This window comes from Halomonas sp. H10-9-1 (genome assembly GCF_040147005.1).
Lineage (GTDB): Bacteria > Pseudomonadota > Gammaproteobacteria > Pseudomonadales > Halomonadaceae > Halomonas.
The window spans coordinates 3,230,000-3,250,711 of the sequence record NZ_JAMSHO010000001.1 but is presented as its reverse complement, the minus strand read 5'-3'; the positions used below and the strand labels follow the sequence as shown (position 1 = coordinate 3,250,711).

Below are 20,712 nucleotides of genomic sequence, written 5' to 3'. Positions count from 1 at the left end.
AGGAGGGGTATGCCGTAAAAGTCCGAATCATTCCAGCGAGTTAGGTGAGATTCCGGGAACGTGACCGAGGATTCCGACATCGTGACCGCGGATTCCGGGAAAGAGGCCGAAATCGGTCACGATGAAATGGAATGGCCGGTCACGTTGGCCCGGAATGGTCGGTCACGATAGATCGGAACGGGCGGTCACGATGGCCCGGAATACGCACGCCTACCACATTCAGCGTTAATTCAGCTTGGTTGCCTAGTCTGAAGCTAGACGAGAGTTAAGTGAACTCCGCTTGTTTTTCGCTTGATCCTCGGGTTGCCAGTAGATTTTAGCCTGGAACCACGATCGCCTGTCCGAAGCCCCACGAGGTTGATGACAAAAAAGGAGAGAGATGATGAATGAACTGGTGTACTTCATGCTCTGGGCAGGAATCATCTTCCTGATGATGCGGTTTGGCTGCGGTGCTCACGTGATGGGCCATGGACGGAGCAAGGCCAAGCATGGCGAGGGAGCGCCTGAGGAGCAGACCATCGAAAACCTGCGTTGGACGCCACCCACCGACGACGTGGACCCCGTGTGCGGCAAGAGCGTCAGCACCGAAACGGCCAAGCCAAGCGTCCACGACGGCCATGTCTATTACTTCTGTTCGCGCGACTGCCGGGAGCGCTTCGAGGCTGCACCCGCGCAATATCTCACCGGTGATGAAGCCAGGCGCCTGTCCGCCCAGCCGGAGAACGAACATGCCTGACGTTGAGAGCGCTTCAAGCACCAAGCCCAAGCCCAAGCCCAAGCCCAAGCCCAAGCCCAAGCCCAAGCCGCATTATGGCACGCCCTTGCCGAGCCAAGCCGTACCGCAAATCCCGGTGATCGCCCTGGGGATGAGCCTGGGACTATTTCTAGCCGTGACCTTCTCCTTGTGCGTCGGCTTCGACCTGCTGTTTCCCGACCGAGCGATGTATAAGAGCTGGCTGCGCCTGCTGCCGGGCTTCACTTGGTTGAGCTGGTCCAGCTTCCTTCTGGGCCTGGCGGAAAGCTTTAGCTATGGCTGGTACGTGGCCCTGGTCTTCGGCCCACTCTACAACTTTTTTGCCACACGCCTCTTTGCCAAACGCCTCAATCGGCATAGCGGAGCCTAAGCCTTGAACGAATCCATCAATCATACCGGGGCCTGGGGCCTTGCGCTGATCGTCATCGTCTTGGTCTCCTGGTTCTTCTACCGCTATTTCGCTCCGAAGAGCTGGCGCGAATGGGCCGGTGCCGGCGCGGTGCAGGCCTTCATCATCGCGCTCTACGCCGAGATGTACGGCTTTCCACTGACCATCTACCTATTGGTGCGTTTCATCGGACTAGATAGCGAGTATGTCAGCGCCAATCTCTGGTCGTCGCTGGTGGGGCTGGGCGAGACCGGCATGCTGATCTCCATGCTGCTCGGTTACGGCCTGGCGTTTACCGGCATCGGCATCTTTATCCAGGGCTGGCGGCAGGTGTACAAGGCGCGACGCGAGGGCCTTTTGGTGACCGGCGGCCTGTATGCCCTCGTACGTCATCCCCAGTACACCGGTTTGTTCATCGCCCTGTTCGGCGAAGGCGTGTTGCATTGGCCAACGCTCTTCTCGGCCGGCCTGTTTCCGGTGATCGTACTGGCCTATGTCTGGCTGGCCCACCGCGAGGAAAAGCAGATGCTGGCCCGGTTCGGCGACGCCTACCGCGCCTATCGGCACCGTGTGCCGATGTTTATTCCTCGCTGGGGTCAGTGGCGGGAACTGGCGAATAGCTCGCGATAAACCGAGGTTTCACTGACGCTTGCACAATTAATACCCAGAAAAACCCGAACGCACTGTAACGCTCAGCCCGCTGAACCGTCTATACAGGTTACCAGGAACATTCTGCCAGCGGCACGGGCGCTTCCGTAGGGCAGGTGTTTGAAATCTGGCTTTAAAAATTGAGCGTTGAAATTCAAGAGGGAGACAAACGATGCAAGTCGAAACATTGAGCGATGTCCTGGATTGGACGAAAGCGATCCACACCAACCTGGCGGATTGCCTGACCCATTGCGGCGAGGGCAGCGAGCGTGAACGGCTCAAGATGCTGCTGGATTATCTCGCCCATCATGAACGGGAACTCAGTCGCGTCCTCACGCTGACCAAGCAGCATGCCACCCCGGCGGCACTCAATACCTGGTGTTATGACTATTTCGAGAAGTACCCGGTCAAGCCCCACGAAGAGTGTCATGCCGAGTTTCGCGATATGGAGACGCGCCAGGTTGTCGCCACCCTGCTCGCCACGCATGAAAAGATCATTGGCCTATATCGCTACTTGCATTCGCGTGCCGAAGTGACCTCGTCCCGCGAGCTGCTCGAGCAGCTTATGGCGCTCGAGGAGCACGAAGCCATGCGTATCGCCCGGGACACGGCACGAATGGAAGACCTGTGATGCCCCTCAAGCGCTCACCTCAACGCAGGCGTTCAGCGCTGATTCAGTTTCACCGCATAGGCTGAAAGTTGACCGGGATCAAACGCGGCATGCATCCAGGGTGTCTTGGCTTGATCCTTGGGTAACCCATAGGTCTTAGCCTGGAGTCAGGATGTGTCGATAGGGTTACCACGAAATAGAAGGAGATCCAGTCATGTGGGGAAACATGATGACGCATATGGGGGATTACGGCTGGGGCCACATGCTGTTTGGCGGACTGATGATGGTGCTGTTCTGGGGCGCCGTCATTGGCCTGGCGGTTTTTCTGGTGCGCGGCCTGACCCGAGGCCGAGGTGAGGTAGGCGATGGCATTTCTCAACGGCGGCCAACCGCGCTTGAACTTCTGCAGGAGCGCTACGCCCGAGGCGAGATCGACCAGCAGGACTACGAGCAACGCAAGCGCGATCTTATGCATTGACGGTTTTGTGTAGTGACGGAGACGATTCCATGACTCAGCAGCAGTCCATAAAGCGAAAGGAACAGTCGCAGCACGGCAACCAGGAGGGCGCTCAATACACCTGCCCGATGCACCCGGAAGTGGTCGCCGATCAACCCGGTGATTGCCCCAAGTGCGGCATGCACCTCGTGCCCGTGGGCAGCGACGACGCACAGGCGCATTCCTGCCATGGCGGGCAGGGGCATGAGGCCTCCACGCCGATTCGCGGCGGCAAGTACGACAAGGTGCCCGCCGGGCATGCCGGCGCCGTTTACACCTGCCCGATGCACCCCGAGGTGCGGCAGGTCGAGCACGGTGCCTGCCCGCTGTGTGGCATGGGACTGGAGCTGGAATCAGCGGCGGTCGACGACGAGGGGCCGAATCCCGAACTGGTGGATTTCACCCGCCGCTTCTGGGTCGCGGCCGTTCTCACCATTCCGGTGCTGGTGCTGGCGATGTCGCCCTATCTGGGCCTTACGGCGATCCGCGACTTCTTCGGCGAACGAAACGCGATGTGGCTCGAGCTGGCGTTCAGCACCCCGGTGATCCTGTGGGCTGGCTGGCCGTTCTTTGTGCGCGGCTGGAATTCGTTTCGCAGCATGAACCTCAACATGTTCAGCCTGATCAGCATGGGGGTCGGGGCGGCCTATCTCTTCTCGATCGTTGCGGTACTGGCGCCGGGCGTCTTCCCCGAGGGCTTTCGCCGGGAGGATGGCACCGTCGGGGTCTATTTCGAGGCCGCGGCGGTGATCGTCGCCCTGGTGCTGCTGGGTCAGGTCATGGAGCTGCGCGCCCGGGAAGGCACCGGCAAGGCGATCCGCGCGCTGCTGGACATGGCCGCCAAGACCGCCCGGGTGATCCGCCCTGACGGCACCGAAGAAGAGATTCCGCTGGAGGACGTGCAGGTGGGCGACCATCTGCGGGTACGCCCCGGCGACAAGGTGCCGGTGGACGGCGTGGTGATCGAGGGCCGCTCCTCCATCGACGAGTCGATGATCTCCGGTGAGCCAATCCCGGTGGAAAAGGTCAAGGACGACAAGGTGACCGGGGCCACCATCAACGGCACCGGTAGCCTGATCATGGAAGCCACCCGGGTCGGTGCCGATACCATGCTCAGCCAGATCGTCGAGATGGTAGCCGCGGCACAACGCTCGCGGGCGCCGATTCAGAAATTCGCCGACAAGGTGGCGGGCCAGTTCGTCCCCGCGGTGATCCTCATCGCGATCATTTCCTTCGTTGTCTGGGCGATCTGGGGGCCGACCCCCGCGTTGGCCTACGGGCTGGTCTCGGCGGTGGCGGTACTGATCATCGCCTGTCCTTGCGCCCTGGGGCTGGCCACGCCGATGTCGATCATGACGGCCACCGGGCGTGGCGCGCAGGCTGGCGTGCTGATCAAGAACGCCGAGGCGCTGGAGCGTTTCGCCAAGGTCGATACGCTGATGGTCGACAAGACCGGCACCCTGACCGAAGGCAAGCCCAAGCTCGTCGCCGTGCTCCCCGAAGAGGGCCATGACGAGGCCGAGGTGCTGCGCCTCGCGGCCAGTCTGGAGCGCGGTTCCGAACACCCGCTGGCCGAGGCGATCGTCGCCGGCGCCGAGGAGCGCGATGTCAAGCTGGCGGACACCGCCAACACCCGTCGGGACGAAGGCGAGACGGTGATGTTCGTGGTGGTCGACGGCGCCATCGTCGGGCTGGTCAGCGTCGCCGACCCGGTGAAGGAGACCACCCCCGAGGCCCTGAAGGCACTGCATAAGCTCGGCTTCCGCATCATCATGGCCACCGGCGACAACGAGCGCACCGCAACGGCGGTGGCCGCACGCCTGGGCATCGATGAAATCCGCGCCGACGTGCTGCCCGAGGACAAGGCCCGCATCATCAAGGAACTGCAGGCCAAAGGCCACAGGGTGGCGATGGCCGGCGACGGGGTCAACGACGCTCCCGCGCTTGCCCAGGCCGATGTCGGCATCGCCATGGGCACCGGCGCCGACGTGGCGATCGAAAGCGCGAGCTTCACGCTGGTCCAAGGCAATCTCGACGGCATCGTGCGCGCCCGCAAGCTGTCGCTGGCCACCATGCGCAACATCAAGCAGAACCTGTTCTTCGCGCTGATCTATAACGGAGCCGGCGTGCCGATCGCCGCCGGGATTCTCTATCCGTTCCTCGGCATCCTGATCGGGCCGATCTTCGCCGCCTTCGCGATGACCGCCTCCTCCCTGTCGGTGGTCTTGAATGCGCTGCGGCTGCGTCGGGTAAGGATCTGATCATGAATGATGCGACGCTTTTTCCGCCGGCGGAATTGTTCACCTACCAGACCGACCTGTGGCGGCGTGGCCTGCGCTACCTGGACACCCTGCGCCAGCGTGCCGATAACATGCTCGAGCATGAGCAGGCCGGCATGCCACCCCTGCTCGACTTCGACTACGAGATGCTCCTGGATGGCCGCCGTCTGGAACGCCCCGCCAACTATGCCCTGCTGCGCATCACCCGGGTCGGCGAGGAGTGCCTGGAGGATTGCCTCGACGAGACCAGGCCGCCGGTGATGATCGTCGACCCGCGCGCCGGTCATGGCCCGGGCATCGGCGGCTTCAAACAGGACTCCGAAGTGGGCATGGCGCTGCACGAGGGGCACCCGGTCTACTTCGTGATCTTCTTCCCCGAGCCCATGCCCGGGCAGACGCTGGAAGACGTACTGCACGTCCTGCGGCGCTTCGTCGAGACGCTGGCCGAGCGCCATCCCGGCAAGCCGCCGGTGCTCTACGGCAACTGCCAGGCGGGCTGGGCCATCGCCCTGCTCTCCGCCGACTGCGAAGGGTTGGTCGGACCGGCGGTGCTCAACGGCTCGCCGCTCTCCTACTGGTCGGGCGAATCCGGGGTCAACCCCATGCGCCTCGCCGGTGGGCTGCTGGGCGGCGCCTGGCTCACTCATCTATCGGCGGACCTGGGCGACGGGCGTTTCGACGGCGCGAACCTGGCCACCAACTTCGAGAGCCTCAAGCCGGCGAACTCTCTCTGGCAGAAGGACTACCAGCTGTTCGCGGATATCGACGGCCAGCGCGAGCGGTTCCTGGAATTCGAGCGCTGGTGGACGGGCTTCTATAGCCTGAGCAAGGAAGAGATCGTTGCCATCGTCGGGAATCTCTTCATCGGCAACCAGATCGAGCGTGGCGAGTTCGAGGTCTGCCCGGGCTGTACCGTCGATCTCACGCGCATCCGCAATCCCCTGGTGATCTTCGCCTCCGGCGGCGACAACATCACCCCACCCCACCAGGCGCTCAACTGGATCCCGGCGGTGTACCCGACCACCGAGGCGCTCAAGGCCGCCGACCAGCGCATTGTCTATCTGCTCAACCCACACGTGGGCCATCTGGGCATCTTTGTTTCCGCCAAGGTCGCGCGCCTCGAGCACCGGGCGATCCTCGAGAGCGTCGGCGATCTCAACGATCTTGACCCCGGGCTCTACGAGATGAAGATCGATAATCCCACCGGCGATCCCGATTGCCACAAGCCCCAGTTCCAGGTGCGTTTCGAGGAGCGTCGGGTGGAGGAGCTGGATTATCCCGACCAGACGCCGGCGTTCGAGCAGGTAAAAGCCCTTTCCGCGCACAACGTGGCTCTCTACGAAACCTTCGTCGGCCCCTGGGTGCGACTGGCCACCACTCCCTGGTCGGCCGAGATGCTGCGTCAACTGCATCCGGCACGAACCAGCCGACTGATGTTCTCGGAGCGCTTCGCGCCCTGGATGAGCGGCGTGAAGTGGCTGGCCGAGATGGCAGAAAGCATGCCAACGCCGGTCGATAGCAGCAGCCCCTATCGGCAATGGGAGACGCTGATGAGCGATTCGATCGCCTCGACTCTGGAACTGGCCGGCACGGTGCGCGATGGCATCAGCGAGCTGCTCTTCACCGGCCTCTATGGCTGGGCATGGCCCGGTCGGGAAACGCTAACGGCGCCACTTGAAGAAAGGTTTATCGATCAGCAAAAGACAAGAGATTCGTCATGAATAGCGAACACCGTCTCGGTGTCAGCGAGGTCAACCTGGTCATACGAAAGCTGAAGCTCGAGCCCAGCAACCAGCAGGATCTACAAAGTGCGATTGCCGAAATCGATCAACTCTTCGGCCTCGACAAGGTGTCTTACGATGACCGCAAGCGAATGCTTCATCTGGCCTATGACGCCTCACGACTCTGTATCGAGGGTATCGAAAAGATCCTGACCCGGCATTCGATCAGGATCAGCCAGGGCTGGTGGAACCGCTACAAGAGGGACCACTACCGGTTCGTCGACCAGAACATCAAGGACAATGCCGCCAAGGAGCCCTGGAGCTGTCATTGACCCTTCGTCGGCAAGGCTAGCCCGAATATTGCACCAGGCATGAAAAAAGCGGCTGAAAATCGGTTATAATTCAAGAGCCTAACCAAGAATTAGCCGACACAGCCGCCATGACAAAATGTACCACGCCCACCGCCACCTTTCCACGCTGCAAAGGCCGTCAGATCACCGCCAGCTTCGATGGCGGCGAGGTCACCTCTGACGGTGGCATCCTGCTGCTGCGGCAGCTCGACCGCGAGATGGGCCTGACCCGCGCTATCGCTCGCCGGCTGAGTGATGACCGCGATCCTCAACGCTGCCTGCATCGCACCGAAACCCTGGTTCGGCAGCGCGTGTTTGGCCTGGCGCTGGGCTACGAGGATCTCAACGACCACCAGGCGCTGCGTCACGACATCGCCCTGCAGACCGCCGTCGATACCGACGGCGTGCTGGCCAGCCAGTCCACGCTGTGTCGCTTCGAGCAGCAAGCCGATCGGGACTGGGCGGTCACCATCCACGAGGAAATGATCGAGCAGTTCATCCGCTCGTTCCGGCGGCCACCCAAGAAGCCGCTCTACCTCGACTTCGATGCCACCGACGACCGGGTGCACGGCCAGCAGCTCGGGCGGCACTTCAACGGCTACTACAACCACTACATCTTTCTGCCGCTGTTCGTGTTCTGTGGCGATCAGCTGCTGGTCAGCTACCTTCGCCCGGCCTACCGAGATGCCGCCCACCACGCCGGCGCCATTCTTGCCCTGCTGGTTCGGCGGCTGCGCCAGGCGTGGCCTGAGGTAAAGGTCGTATTCCGCGGCGACAGCGGCTTCTGCCGCCCGCTGATCCTCAGTTGGTGCGAGCGCCACGGTGTCGACTACATCGTCGGCCTCGCCGGCAACCCGCGGCTGGCCAAGCTAGCCCTGGATATCGACTACGAGTCAGCTATCCGCTTCGAGAAGACCCGTGAGAAGCAGCGAGTCTTCGGCTTCATCGAGTACGCCGCCAAGAGCTGGAAGAAGCGCCGACGAAAGGTGGTCGTCAAATCCGAGACCAGTTGGCGTGGCTTCAACACCCGCTATGTGGTCACCAGCCTGCGCGGCTGCAGCGCCGAGTGGCTCTATGACCACCGCTACTGTGCCCGAGGCGAGATGGAGAACCGTATCAAGGAGCAGCAGTTCCTGTTCTCCGACCGCACCAGCTGCCACGAATGGTGGCCCAACCAGTACCGACTGCTGCTGTCGGGGTTGGCCTACCTGCTGCTGGAGCGGCTACGCCGGATCTACCTCAAGCGCACCGCCTTCGCCCAGGCCCAGGTCAACACCCTCCGCCTGAAGCTGCTGAAGATCGGCGCTGTCATCACCCGCAACACGCGCACGATTCGGCTGATGTTGAGCAGCCAGTACCCGGAGCAGGACCTCTTCCTGAAGCTGGCCAGCAAGCTGGTGCCGGGATAGCGCCGCGGCGTGCTGTCCCCGGCACAGAAAACACAAGGGGGTTGGGGGAGGTGCGCCCTGAGCACAGGAACTTGATCAAAAAGCAGCCAAACTCCACCCCAGATCCCTTTTATCCCCACCGAGCCTGGCATCTGGGGACTTCTGACTGACCCGGTGCAACATCCGGGCTAGGCTCTTGCGTGCGGGTCGACTGACCGAGGACTTGCGCCATTCAGCTTCGATTCAGGGTTGATTGTTAGATTAGGAGCATTCGCGATCCAGGGTATGTCGGGGGGTGCCCTGGGTGCCTTACGAGATCATGAGCCTCGAGGCTCGCGAGACGTTAATTGATCCGGAGTCGAGATGCTGATCAAGATGATTCCCGAGCTCGGGCACTTCGCGCTGATCATCGCGCTGCTGATGGCGGCGGTCCAGGCGCTGGTGCCGCTGGCCGGGGCGGCCACGCGGCGCCCGCTGTGGATGGCCTATGCCCGCCCCATGGCCGTCGGCCAGTTTGTGTTTCTGGCCATCGCCTATGCCAGCCTGACCTTCAGCTACCTGGTGGATGACTTCAGCGTGGCCAACGTGGCCAACAACTCCAACTCCATGCTGCCCTGGTACTACAAGTTCAGCGCCGTGTGGGGCAACCATGAAGGCTCGGTGCTGCTGTGGAGCCTGATTTTGGGTGCCTGGACCTTCGCCGTCAGCGTGTTTTCCCGCGACCTTCCGCGCGAGATGCTGGCCCGCGTGCTGGGCGTGATGGGGCTGGTGAGCCTGGGCTTCCTGGCGTTTGTGCTGGTGACGTCCAACCCCTTCGAGCGCGTGCTGCCCAACGTGCCGGCCGACGGTGCCGACCTCAATCCGCTGCTGCAGGATTTCGGCCTGATCATGCATCCGACGATGCTCTACATGGGCTATGTGGGCTTCTCGGTGGTCTTCGCCTTTGCCATCGCCGCCCTGCTGGGCGGGCGCCTGGATTCCGCCTGGACCCGCTGGGCACGGCCCTGGACCAACGTGGCCTGGGCCTTTCTCACCGTCGGCATCGCGCTGGGCAGCTGGTGGGCCTACTACGAGCTGGGCTGGGGCGGCTGGTGGTTCTGGGATCCGGTGGAGAACGCCTCGCTGCTGCCGTGGCTTGCCGGCACGGCGCTGATTCACTCCCTGGCGGTGACCGAGAAGCGCGGTTCCTTCAAGAGCTGGACGGTGCTGCTGGCGATCTCGACCTTTTCGCTGTCGCTGCTGGGCACCTTCCTGGTGCGCTCGGGGGTGCTGACCTCGGTGCACGCCTTTGCCAACGACCCCTCCCGCGGGCTGTTCATCCTGGCGTTGCTGGGGCTTACCGTGGGGCTGTCGCTGCTGGCCTTTGCCCTGCGCGCGCCGCGGGTCAGCCACCGGGTCGGCTTCAGCTGGCTGTCGCGCGATGCGCTGCTGCTGATCAACAACATCGTGCTGGTGATCATGACCGTCACGGTGCTGCTGGGCACCGTCTATCCGCTACTGCTCGACGCCCTGAACCTGGGCAAGATCAGCGTCGGCCCTCCCTACTTCAATGCGCTGTTCGTGCCGCTGACGGTGATCCTGTGCCTGTTCATGGGGTTGGGGCCGCTGGCGCGCTGGAAGCGCAGCGACCCGCGCGAGATGCTCAAGCGCACCTGGCTTGCCGGCCTGGCGGCGCTGATCATCGCCGGCCTTGCGCCACTTGTGTATAACGGCGAGTGGAATCTGCAGGTCAGCCTGGGTATCGCCATCTCCCTGTGGGTGGTACTGCCCCTGGTGCGCGACCTGCTGGACAAGAGCCGCCATTCCAAAGGGCGTTTTGCGGGGCTTGGTCGCCTGTCGCTGGCCTACTGGGGCATGGTAGTGGGGCATCTGGGCATGGCAGTCACCATCATCGGCGTCGCCGTGGTGTCCAACTACGCTATCGAGCGCAATGTGCGCATGGCCGTCGGCGATAGTGCCGCGGTGGCCGGCTACCATTTCACCCTGACCGAGCTTGGCAGCCGTCGAGGCCCCAACTTCGTCGCCGATGCCGCGCGAATCGAGGTGCGCCGCGGCGACAGCCGGCGCAGCTTCGTGATGACGCCGGAGAAGCGCCTGTATATCGCTCGGGGCATACCGATGACTAACGTGGCGCTGCGCCCGGGGCTCTTCCGCGACCTCTATCTGGCCATGGGCGAGGACCTCGGCGACGGCAGCTGGGCGATGCGCATCCAGTACAAGCCCTTCGTGCGCTGGCTGTGGCTGGGCGGCCTGCTGATGGCCGCCGGCGGCATCCTGGCCGTGGCCGACCGGCGCTATCGCCGCCTGGTCACCGCCCGCGATCCGGAAGCGGTAGCCGAGGCGCTGGCCACCAAGGAGGCCACGGCATGACGCGTCGCCTGCTACTGGCCCTGCCGCTGCTCGGCTTTGTCGTGTTCGGTGTGTTTCTCTATCTGGGGCTGGGCATGAACCCCTTCTATCGCGACTCGGCGCTGATAGCGCGGGAGTTTCCCGAATTCGAGCTGCCCACCCTGGAAGACCCCGAGCGTCGGGTGGATAACAGCCTGTTGAAAGGCCAGGTGACCCTGGTCAACGTGTGGGGCGAGTGGTGCCCCGCCTGCAAACTGGAGATGCCCCAGTTGCTGACGCTGGCCGACAACGGCGTACGTCTGGTCGGGATCAATTACAAGGACACTCGGAACAAGGGGATGCAGTTTCTGAGCGAGTTCGGCAACCCTTTTGAGGTCAATGCCTTCGACGCCGACGGCAGCCTGGGCTTTGATCTCGGCGTCTACGGTGCCCCGGAGAGCTTTCTGGTCGATGCCGAGGGCATCATCCGCTATCACCATACCGGCTACATCAAGCCGGAAGACGTGCGGGACACCATCCTGCCGGAGGTCGAGAAATGGCGTCAGTGATTCGCCACCTGCTGTTCGCTTTTGTTCTTCTGCCGCTGGTGACGGTCATGACAGCGGTAACGGCCCAGGCCGAAAGCATCGAGATCCGTCATTTCGACAACCCCGTGACCGAGCAGCGCTATCGGTCACTGACCGCCAGCCTGCGCTGCCCCAAGTGCGAGAACCAGGCCATCGACGATTCCAATTCGCCCATCGCCGGGGACATGCGTGATCGCGTCTATGCGATGCTGCAGGACGGTCGCTCCGACATGGAGATCCGTGACCACATGGTGCAGCGCTTCGGTGACTACGTACTCTACAACCCGCGCCTGGAAGGGCGGACCTACCTGCTGTGGGGCCTGCCTGCCGGCCTGGTGGTGCTCGGCGGCGTGCTGGTGGCGCTGATGGTGCGCGCGCGGCGCAACGCCTCGGCCCGGGCGCTCTCCGCCGAGGAGCGCGCCCGCCTCGATGCCCTGATCAACCGCGGGAGAGAGTCATGACCCTGATGTGGCTAGCCTTTGCCGTTCTTCTGCTGCCGGCACTCTGGCTGCTGGTGGCGCCGCTGCGCCGCGCCGCGGCGCTGTACGACGCCCAGCGCGAGTTCGAGGCCACCGACCGCACCGCCGAGCAGAACGTTGCCATCTACCAGCGCCGGCTGGCCTCGTTGGAGGCGGCGCTCGAGCGCGGCGAGATCGACGCGGCGCGCTTCGAGGAGGACCGCCTGGAGCTCGAGCGCAACCTGCTGGATGACACCGCCGCGCTCAAGCGCCAGCCGCTCAAGGCGGCGAGCTCCGGCAAGCTGCTGGTGCCGGTGGCAATGATCGGCCTGGTGGTGGCTGCCATCGGCTGGTACCAGGTCGTCGGCGCCTCCGGCGATCTGGCCCTGTATCAGGCTCAGCGGGAAGTGCTGGATTCCCCCGACGGCAATGTCGATACGCTGATCGGGCGTCTGGAAGAGGAAGCCAGCCGCCAGCCTGGCAACTTCAAGGTGTGGCGCTCGCTGTATCCACTCTATCGCGACAGCGGTCGCATCAGTGAGGCCCGCGCCGCGCTGGAGCGGCTGATCGAGCTGGAGGGGCGCCAGATCTGGCTGCTGGCCGAGCTCGCCGAACTGCGCTACTTCACCGAAGGGCGCACCATCAGCGGCGCAGTCCAGTCGCTGGTCGACGAGGTGCTGGCCAGCGAGCCGGCTCAGCCCAAGGTGCTGAGCATGCTGGGCATCGAGGCGTTCGAGAACGGCGACCATGAGCAGGCCATCGAACACTGGCGGCGCGCCATCGCCGGCATGGACAACCCTGATGCCGCCGAGGCGCTGCGCCAGGGCATTCGCGTCGCCCAGCAGCGGCTGGGCATCGCGCCTGATGCCGCCGAGGAGATTGCGGCCATGGGCCCGGGCGTGACGCTGCGGCTCAGCCTCGACCCGTCGCTGAGCGAGCGCCTGCCTGACGGCGCCAGCGTGTTTGTCGTGGCGCGAGACACCGCCGGCGAGCTGCCGCCGCTGGCGGTCCAGCGCACCACCCTGGGCGAGCTGCCGCTGACGCTGACGCTCAACGACAGCCATGCCATGGCGCCCAGCGCCCGGCTGTCTCAGGTGGAGCGGGCACATCTGGTGGTGCGCGTCTCCAAAAGTGGCCAGGCCACGCCGCAACCCGGCGACCTGATGGGGCGGCTGGAAGACGTGACGGTGGGTCGTGATGAGCCGCTGGCGCTGGTGATCGATCGGGTCGTCGAATAATCCATTCGGCTGACCTCGCTCCCAGCGGCTGCGGCAAATCCAACAACATCGATGCAGCGCGCCTGGAAGGCAAAATGCGAGTTTTCGGTAATGATCCTTGGGAGTGATATTGGAATGAAACGATTCGAACGTACCCGACTGCTGCGTGCCATTGCCGGCCTTGCCCTTGCAGGCTTGGCGATGCCGGCCATGGCCGATGAATCGCGCGCCTATGTTCCCCTGGGCAGCGCGAACAGCATTGCCGTCATCGATACCGATAGCTATCAGGTAAGCGGCCAGGCGCAGGGGGTCGTCAACTCCCACGGGTCCGATCTGACGCCGGATGGCCGGTTCCTGGTGGCCGGTAGCCTGTCTCCTCGTGAGAGCGGGAAAGCACCGTCGAAGCCGGCGGGTGTCTCGGCGGACGATCACGCAGCGCACCATGGCGGCGGCGGTGATACGGCCGCCTCGTCGAGCCCCCAGGCCCAGGGCACGCTGTACCTGATTGACACCGCAAGCCAGGAGGTCGTCCGTCAATTCGACGTGCCTGGCCCGGTGCATCACGTGCTGGTGACCGTCGACGGGCGCTACGCCGTATCGACCCACCCCATGGGCGGCGGTATCAGCGTCGTTTCCCTGGAGAGTGGCGAGCTGGTCGCCAACCTGGCGACGGGACCGGCGCCGAACTATATGGTCCAGAATCCCCAGGACCGGACCCTCTACGTCAGCAATTCCGGCAACGGCACGATCAGCGAGGTCGATCCCGAGAACTGGTTTGTGCGCAAGAACATGCGCCTGGACGGCAGCCCCGAGCACATGGTGCTGGACAGCGATCGTGGGCTGCTATACGCCAACGACGCGACCGGAGGCCAAGCGATCGCCCTCGATCTCGAATCCGGCGACGTGGTGGCGCGATACCTTATCGGGACGAAGCCTCATGGCATCGATCTGTCGGCGGATCGCGGCACCCTGTATGCCACCAGCCAGGGGGACGACCGTCTGGTGGCCGTGAACCTTGCCGATGGAGCGACTCGAGAGATGGAGCTTGCCCCCGCACCCTACCATCTCGCCATCAATCCGGCAGATGGAAAGCTGCTGGTATCGAGCAGCGAGCAGTCCCAACTCTGGGTGGTGGATCAGCTCACGCTGGATATTCTCGAAACGCTTCCGCTTGCGGGGATCGGGCACCAGATCGCGATAGAAGCAGCGGCGGAGTAAAGCGGGAGACTGACCGAAGCAAGGTATGCCGCCACGGCTTATGCAGGCTTAGCAGCGTCCCTTCTTGGCTTGGCCCGGCGGACAGAAACTCCCCCCATGCCGGTGTCCAGCATCGTGATGGCGGCCGTCATCGATCTCGATCAACGGCTCGGATTTGATACGCGCGGGGGTATAGCTGCAGCCGGTTATCACCAGCGCCGTAAACAGCACGGCCAGCGCGGTCATCAGGGGCTTGTGCATGGGCAATCCTTTTCCTTTGGATACTTCTTGGCATTATAGAGTAACACCCGCCGAGTCTAGCAGTCTGTCGGGTTATGGGTGTCGCTCACAGTAACGACACCCACTTCTCTCCATTTTCGTGTTGGCGCCGGCCATGTCAGCAACCTGGCGTCGTTCGGCAATCCTGGAGTAGCCTGAGCGCTTGTGACACCGCCCTATCAGGCTAAGGGACGGCCCTCAGCCTGCTGCCAAGCGATGCATCCGCTTGATATTCCATGCCAGGGTGGCCAGTCGCCACTCACCGCTGACCTTATCCAGACCGCGTAGCGAGAACTGCCGGAACCCCATCACGTGTTTGATGATCCCGAAGACCGGCTCCACCGTGTGCTTGCGCAGCGCATAGAGCGCTCGGCCCGCCTGCGTCTTCAAGCGGTACGCCATGTGCTCGACGGGATCCTCGCTCTCCGGTGCGGGCGGGTCCGCGGCGAAACGTTCGAAGACCGGCAGGTGATGGATGTCACGCTTCATCGCCAATAGCGGTTCGATACCATGGTCATGGCAGGCCTGGATATTGGCGGTACTGAAGTAGCCGGTATCACCCAGCAGGTGGTCAGGCTTGCCCAGCGTCTCCGGGTAACCCTGCCAGGCCGTCAGTAACGGCATGACTTGCTGCTTGTCGTTGGTCGCCTGAGTGACGTGGACATGGGTCACCAGCAGACTCTCGGTATCGACGGCGGCCTGGGCGTTGTAGCACTGATCAAACCCCTGGCCGGTGACCGGCATGATGCGAGACTGCGGGTCGGTGAAGTTGATCTGGTCCTTGTCACGCGGGCCGCCAGTCGGCGGTTCGGGATCACGCCCACGAGGTTTCTTGCCGGCCTTGCGCTGCGCGTCTCGCCGCGCCACCTTTTCCTGGTAGGCGGCTTGCTCGGTGGCGTCTCGCTCCTCGGCACGCGCCTCGATCTTGGCCTTCGCCTCGGCGATGGCCGCCAGGCGTGCTTCACGGCGGGCAATCTCGGCGGGGATATCCATGCCATCGGCCGCGTCCTCCTTGTCCGCCGACTCGGCCCGCTGCGTCAGCGCTTTCACCTCAGCCCTGAACTGCGCCTCCAGCTTCTTGGCGTGGCCATACGATAGCGCCTTGTGCTTGCTGGCGTTGGCCTTGAGCTTGGTGCCGTCCAGGGCGATGGTGCCGAGCTTGAGCAGCTTCATCTCGCGTGCCAGCAACAGCACCTGCACGAACAACTGCTCCAGTTCCGGCAGAAAGCGGCGGCGAAAGGTGGCCAGCGTGTCATGGTCGGGATGGGTATTGGCGGCCAGGTAACGGAATGCCACCGAGTCATAGGTGGCGCGCTCGATCTTGCGGCTGGAGACCACCCCGGTGGCGTAGCCGTAGACCAGCAGGCTCAGCAGCACCGCCGGGTGATGCGCCTTGTGCCCACGGCCGGCGTAGCGCCGCGTCAATGCCGAGAGATCCAGTTGCTCGACGACATCCACCACGAACCGCGCCAAGTGATCATCGGGCAGCCACTCATCCACCGAAGGCGGCAGGAGATAGTCGGTCTGGCGGTCAACGGGGATGAAGCGACTCATGGCGACGTTCCAATAGTGGCGGCATACTGAGAGTATCTCACGGCATTATCGAAAACCCGACAGACTGCTAGCGCGGTTGATCGCTTATGCGAATATCGCCAGACAGCAATTCGTGAGCAGCCGCAAACTTCGCAAAAGCAAGATGCAGGCTGGCATTCTTTACGCTCATGGCTCCCGCCTACAAGTACCGTGCGATCTGTTTGAACTCGTCTAGCAAAACAGCTTCTCCCTCGGCGCAGGTGACCATCGGCCCGCTTGGTAAGTTTATCAACCTGGAGCACTGCGTAATGCACCATCATCGACTCGAAGAGTGGCAGCATGCTCACACCTTCGGCCAAGACCAAAAACGCTCCGGTGAAACACGCACCCTCATCGTCGTCGGCCTGACGCTCGTCATGATGGTTTGGGAGATTCTGGCCGGCATCCTCTACGGCTCCATGGCCCTACTGGCCGATGGCCTGCACATGGGCTCTCATGCGGTCGCCCTGGGCATCGCGGTTTTCGCCTATGCGTACGCACGCAAAAACGCCGGCAACGCACGCTTCTCATTTGGTACCGGCAAGGTCAACGCGCTAGGCGGGTTTACCGGCGCCATCCTGCTGGCCGGTTTCGCACTGTACATGGTGATCGAAAGCATCGATCGCTTTATCCATCCGGTCGCGATCTCGTTCAATGGGGCTATTCTCGTCGCCGTCATCGGTCTGGTCGTCAACGGCATATCGGCCTGGATACTGGGCGGAGAGGATCACGACCATGGTCATGATGCCCATGACCATCATCATCACGGGCATCATGATCACAACCGGCGAGCCGCCTACTTCCACGTACTCGCCGATGCCTTGACCTCACTGTTGGCGATTGCCGCCTTGCTGGCCGGGAAGTACGCGGGCTGGAACTGGATGGACCCAGCCATGGGTATCGTCGGCGCAGTACTCATCACCCGCTGGTCATGGCACCTGCTGAAGGACACCTCTCGCGTGCTGCTCGATCATCAGCGCAACGACTTGGCGCAAGACGTCAGACGCTCCATTGAACATGACGATGCGCGAATCAGCGATCTTCACCTCTGGGCGATTGGTCCAAACATTCACGCCGCCATCGTCTCGATCGTGTCACATGACCCGGAATCGCCTGGCGTCTACAAACAGCACATCCAGGCTCGATGCCCGTCATTGGTGCACGTGACCGTCGAGACACAGCGCTGTATCGACGACCCGGAGACCAACAACGGCGAGAGGTATAGTGGACCCTGAAAACAAGACACTGGTTTAAGATATGCCGAGGCCGATTTCGAAGGGACCAGAGATGTCGAAGCAGAAACGTAACACCCACTCGCCGGAGCTGAAGGCCAAGGTCGCCTTGGAGGCGGTCCGTGGCTTGAAGACGGCCAACGAAATCGCGCAGGAATTCGGGGTCCACCCTGTCCAGGTCGGCCAGTGGAAGAAGGCGCTGCTGGCTGACTCGGCCACCTTGTTCGACAAGAAGCGGGGTCCCAAGCCCAAGCCTGAATATCAGACCGACGAGAAGCTCTACGGGGAGATCGGCCGCCTGAAGATGGAGCTCGACTGGCTGAAAAAAAAGTCCGGGATCAACCTGCCATGATCCGCCGCAGCTGGATCGATGCGACCGACCAGGTGCCCCTGGCTCGACAGTGCGCGTTGGCAGACGTCGCCAGATCAACGGTTTATGCTCAGCGACAGCCGAAGGTGCCAGCGGATCTGAATATCGAGCTATGCCACGCGCTCGATGAGATCTACACGCGCTGGCCGTTCTATGGCAGCCGTCGGATGGTGGTGGAGCTGGGGCGGCGTGGCTTTCGGGTCAACCGCAAGCGTGTTCAGCGTCTAATGCGCCACATGGGGCTGGCAGGCATGGCGCCAGGCCCTATGACCAGCCAATCGCACCCAGACCACAAGGTCTATCCGTACCTGCTACGCGGCGTATCGGTCACACGCCCGAATCAGGTGTGGAGCACCGATGTCACATACATTCGGCTGGCACATGGCTTCGTGTATCTGGTGGCGATCATCGACTGGTACAGCCGCAAGGTGTTGAGCTGGCGGCTGAGCAATACCATGGACGCCGGCTTCTGCGTCGATGCTCTGGAAAGCGCTCTGCGGCTGCATGGCGCGCCGGAGATCTTCAACAGCGACCAGGGCTCTCAATTCACGAGCCAGGCCTTCACGGGAGTGCTCAAGGACGCGGGCGTCACCATCAGCATGGACGGCCGTGGCCGGGCGTTCGACAACATCTTCGTCGAGCGGCTATGGCGGACGGTCAAGTATGAAGACGTGTACCTGAAGGGCTATGCGAGCCTCGGCGAGCTGACCCTCGGTCTATCCGACTACTTCGCGTTCTACAACGTCCAGCGCCCTCACCAGTCGCTGGAGAACCAGACCCCGGACGACGTTTATCAGTCGGGCCTCGGGGGCGGCGCTTCCATTCCTGACCACTTCGGTCGTCAGAAGGATGCCGCACAGAACCAAAACACAGGGCAGCGCTGTGCAGCTGCAACCATGGCTGAGACGATAACTTAAACCCGTTCGTTTTCTGTCTTGACGATGGGGTCCACTTTAAGGTTAGCCAACTGAGCGCGAACGAGTCTGTGCCTCGTGCCCTCTTGACGCCGTCAAACCGCCTGGCCTGACCCGCCGCCTCGTTTGGTTGCCTCCATAGGCTGATAGCGCGACCAGACGACCAGTGCCATACCGGCGATAAGCATCGGGAGCGTCAGCAGCTGCCCCATGGTCAACCAGTCGAAGGCGATGAAACCCAGTTGCGGGTCGGGCTGGCGCACGAATTCCACCGCAAAACGAAAGACCCCATACAGCAGCAGGAACAGCCCAGAGATCAGGCCACGCTGGCGCTGCTGTTGCGAGAGCCACCACAGCACGGCGAATAGCACCACCCCTTCCAGGGCAAACTCGTAGAGTGCCGAAGGATGCCGTGGCTGCGGCCCCAAGTGGGGGAAGGCCATGGCCCAGGGCAGCTCGCTGACGCGACCCGGCAACTCGTGATTGATGAAGTTGCCGAGACGGCCGGCACCGAGACCGATCGGCACCAGTGGCGCGATAAAGTCGCTTACTTGGAGGAAAGCCAGCCGGTGCTTGCGGGCGAAGACCACCACCGCCAGCAATACCCCTGCCAGCCCCCCATGGAAGCTCATGCCTCCTTCCCAAATCTTGAATAGCCACAAGGGGTCGGCCAGCAATTGCTCGAGTCCGTAGAAGAGCGCATAGCCGAGGCGCCCCCCGATCACCACGCCCAAGGCACCATAGAAGAGCAGATCGCCGATATCATCGTGCGTCACCCCCACCCGATGGGCACGCTGCCGACCCAGCCACCAGGCGGCGACAAGGCCAACGACATACATGAGGCCATACCAATGGATCTGTAGGGGGCCCAGGGAGATGGCTACGGGATCGATCATCGGGTACTGGATCATATATCACCTATTATTCATTTGCTGGGTCAGTAATCGATTGGGTCGGTAATCGGTATGTTGCGAGGCATGGGAATAAGATTGGTAGGCGAAAAAGTGAATGAGTGAATGAATTCACCCGATTGTGGCAAGGAGTGGAAACCAGTCCACCAGCACACTGGCCAGTCGCGTCAGGGTACCGCTGACGATGGCCAGGCCCATCAGGATCAAAATACCGCCAGCAATCGGCCGCACGTGGGCGCTCCACTTGCCAAGTCGCCTACTATGGTGTGACAGACGATTCACTAGAAGAGTGCTGGCCAGGAAGGGGATCGCCATACCCAGGGAATAGGCACTGAGATAGACCATGCCCGCCTGGGCATTCGCCGCGTTAGAGGTCGCCATCAGGATGGCCCCGAGAATAGGGCCGATACAGGGAGTCCAGCCGACGGCGAAGGAAACGCCGAAGGTTGTCGCCGCAAGGGGCGAGCCGCCTTGGAAATTGGGCGTGAACTGCAAGAAGCTGCGCTGGAAAAAGGGCATGCGCAGCACCCCGGTCATGAATAACCCCAGCACGATGACCACCGAGCCGGTGATCCAGTTAAGTTCCTGACGATAGCCGCGAAGTAGCTGTCCCATGCTGCTGGCGCCAAGGCCCAGCAGGATAAACACTACGCTGAAGCCAAGCACGAAGAACATGCTCAGGATCAGCGCCTCGAGACGCTTGTCCTGCTTGCCGGCGCTGCCTCCAGTGACCACCGAAAGGTAGGCCGGCAGCAGCGGCAGGGTGCAGGGTGAGAAGAAGGAAAGCAGCCCGCCGGCGAGTGCTCCCAGCAGGCCGATGGAAGACAGGGTATCCAAGGCGGCCTCGAGTCAGAGTGTCAGAAGAGGGGCGCTTCTCGATCGTGGCTTGTGCGCCGGTCGCGACGAGTAGCAACAGGCTAGAGGTTGGCAAGCCACTCACATTGGGTTGCATGAAAAGCCCCTAGGGTTGGATAGGCCTAGTCTATAAAGCTTTCCTGAATCCAGGCTGAAAG

20 protein-coding genes are annotated in these 20,712 nt (G+C 62.6%); 16 read left to right on the top strand and 4 right to left on the bottom strand.

The annotated features are described in order from the left end of the window. The first annotated feature begins 382 nt into the window (after positions 1-382). The 14 genes from NFH66_RS15055 to NFH66_RS14990 all read left to right on the top strand — a co-directional run bounded on the left by NFH66_RS15055 (position 383) and on the right by NFH66_RS14990 (position 14,442). Positions 383-736, top strand: a complete 354-nt coding sequence (locus NFH66_RS15055; protein WP_349610987.1) for a YHS domain-containing protein — start codon at positions 383-385, stop codon at positions 734-736. After that, positions 729-1,124 carry a DUF5676 family membrane protein gene (locus tag NFH66_RS15050; protein WP_349610986.1) on the top strand — a complete coding sequence of 132 codons (396 nt, stop codon included), beginning with the start codon at positions 729-731 and terminating at the stop codon, positions 1,122-1,124. Before NFH66_RS15055 ends, NFH66_RS15050 begins: the two co-directional genes overlap by 8 nt. 3 nt (positions 1,125-1,127) lie before the next feature. After that, the gene (locus NFH66_RS15045) at positions 1,128-1,772 is read left to right on the top strand and encodes a methyltransferase family protein (RefSeq protein WP_349610985.1); all 645 of its coding nucleotides are present in this window, start codon (positions 1,128-1,130) and stop codon (positions 1,770-1,772) included. Positions 1,773-1,962: 190 nt separating this feature from the next. Further along, entirely contained in the window at positions 1,963-2,421 is a 459-nt protein-coding gene (locus NFH66_RS15040; RefSeq protein ID WP_349610984.1) for a hypothetical protein, read from the top strand. A gap of 193 nt (positions 2,422-2,614) precedes the next feature. Continuing rightward, entirely contained in the window at positions 2,615-2,878 is a 264-nt protein-coding gene (locus tag NFH66_RS15035) for an SHOCT domain-containing protein (RefSeq protein WP_349610983.1), read from the top strand. Positions 2,879-2,907: 29 nt separating this feature from the next. Then, a complete protein-coding gene (locus NFH66_RS15030) occupies positions 2,908-5,157 on the top strand; it encodes a copper-transporting P-type ATPase (protein ID WP_349610982.1) in 2,250 nt (749 codons plus the stop codon). A 2-nt stretch (positions 5,158-5,159) separates the two neighbouring features. Then, entirely contained in the window at positions 5,160-6,896 is a 1,737-nt protein-coding gene (locus NFH66_RS15025; protein WP_349610981.1) for a DUF3141 domain-containing protein, read from the top strand. After that, the gene (locus tag NFH66_RS15020) at positions 6,893-7,228 is read left to right on the top strand and encodes a cation transporter (RefSeq protein ID WP_349610980.1); all 336 of its coding nucleotides are present in this window, start codon (positions 6,893-6,895) and stop codon (positions 7,226-7,228) included. The genes NFH66_RS15025 and NFH66_RS15020 overlap by 4 nt, the downstream gene beginning before the upstream one ends. Before the next feature lie 107 nt (positions 7,229-7,335). Then, positions 7,336-8,655, top strand: coding sequence for an IS1380 family transposase (locus tag NFH66_RS15015; RefSeq protein WP_349608585.1), 1,320 nt, complete (start codon positions 7,336-7,338; stop codon positions 8,653-8,655). A 342-nt stretch (positions 8,656-8,997) separates the two neighbouring features. Then, the gene (locus NFH66_RS15010; RefSeq protein WP_349610979.1) at positions 8,998-11,004 is read left to right on the top strand and encodes a heme lyase CcmF/NrfE family subunit; all 2,007 of its coding nucleotides are present in this window, start codon (positions 8,998-9,000) and stop codon (positions 11,002-11,004) included. After that, complete coding sequence (locus NFH66_RS15005; protein WP_349610978.1) at positions 11,001-11,531, top strand: DsbE family thiol:disulfide interchange protein; 531 nt, start codon at positions 11,001-11,003, stop codon at positions 11,529-11,531. Before NFH66_RS15010 ends, NFH66_RS15005 begins: the two co-directional genes overlap by 4 nt. Before the next feature lie 47 nt (positions 11,532-11,578). After that, positions 11,579-12,010 carry a cytochrome c-type biogenesis protein gene (locus NFH66_RS15000; protein ID WP_349611749.1) on the top strand — a complete coding sequence of 144 codons (432 nt, stop codon included), beginning with the start codon at positions 11,579-11,581 and terminating at the stop codon, positions 12,008-12,010. Beyond that, positions 12,007-13,245, top strand: coding sequence for a c-type cytochrome biogenesis protein CcmI (ccmI, locus tag NFH66_RS14995; RefSeq protein ID WP_349610977.1), 1,239 nt, complete (start codon positions 12,007-12,009; stop codon positions 13,243-13,245). Before NFH66_RS15000 ends, ccmI begins: the two co-directional genes overlap by 4 nt. A 114-nt stretch (positions 13,246-13,359) precedes the next feature. Then, entirely contained in the window at positions 13,360-14,442 is a 1,083-nt protein-coding gene (locus NFH66_RS14990) for a YncE family protein (RefSeq protein ID WP_349610976.1), read from the top strand. A gap of 48 nt (positions 14,443-14,490) precedes the next feature. Here NFH66_RS14990 and NFH66_RS14985 read toward each other — a convergent pair whose 3' ends face one another. Together NFH66_RS14985 and NFH66_RS14980 are read right to left on the bottom strand one after the other, a co-directional pair. Then, entirely contained in the window at positions 14,491-14,682 is a 192-nt protein-coding gene (locus NFH66_RS14985; RefSeq protein WP_349610975.1) for a hypothetical protein, read from the bottom strand. 216 nt (positions 14,683-14,898) lie between these two features. Next, positions 14,899-16,254 (bottom strand): IS1182 family transposase, encoded by a 1,356-nt coding sequence (locus tag NFH66_RS14980; RefSeq protein ID WP_349610974.1) that lies wholly within the window; start codon positions 16,252-16,254, stop codon positions 14,899-14,901. Positions 16,255-16,421: 167 nt separating this feature from the next. On the opposite strand from NFH66_RS14980, the gene dmeF reads away from it, so the two are divergent. Together dmeF and NFH66_RS14970 are read left to right on the top strand one after the other, a co-directional pair. After that, on the top strand, positions 16,422-17,507 hold the full coding sequence (gene dmeF / locus NFH66_RS14975) for a CDF family Co(II)/Ni(II) efflux transporter DmeF (RefSeq protein ID WP_349610973.1): 1,086 nt from the start codon (positions 16,422-16,424) through the stop codon (positions 17,505-17,507). 52 nt (positions 17,508-17,559) lie between these two features. Further along, a protein-coding gene (locus NFH66_RS14970) for an IS3 family transposase (RefSeq protein ID WP_502878658.1) occupies positions 17,560-18,791 on the top strand; the annotation gives its coding sequence in 2 pieces (ribosomal slippage) (positions 17,560-17,827 and positions 17,827-18,791; 1,233 coding nt in all). A gap of 92 nt (positions 18,792-18,883) precedes the next feature. Here NFH66_RS14970 and lgt read toward each other — a convergent pair. After that, complete coding sequence (gene lgt, locus NFH66_RS14965; protein ID WP_349610972.1) at positions 18,884-19,699, bottom strand: prolipoprotein diacylglyceryl transferase; 816 nt, start codon at positions 19,697-19,699, stop codon at positions 18,884-18,886. Between the two features lie 111 nt (positions 19,700-19,810). Then, positions 19,811-20,536 carry a cytochrome c biogenesis CcdA family protein gene (locus NFH66_RS14960; protein WP_349610971.1) on the bottom strand — a complete coding sequence of 242 codons (726 nt, stop codon included), beginning with the start codon at positions 20,534-20,536 and terminating at the stop codon, positions 19,811-19,813. Positions 20,537-20,712: the final 176 nt, after the last annotated feature.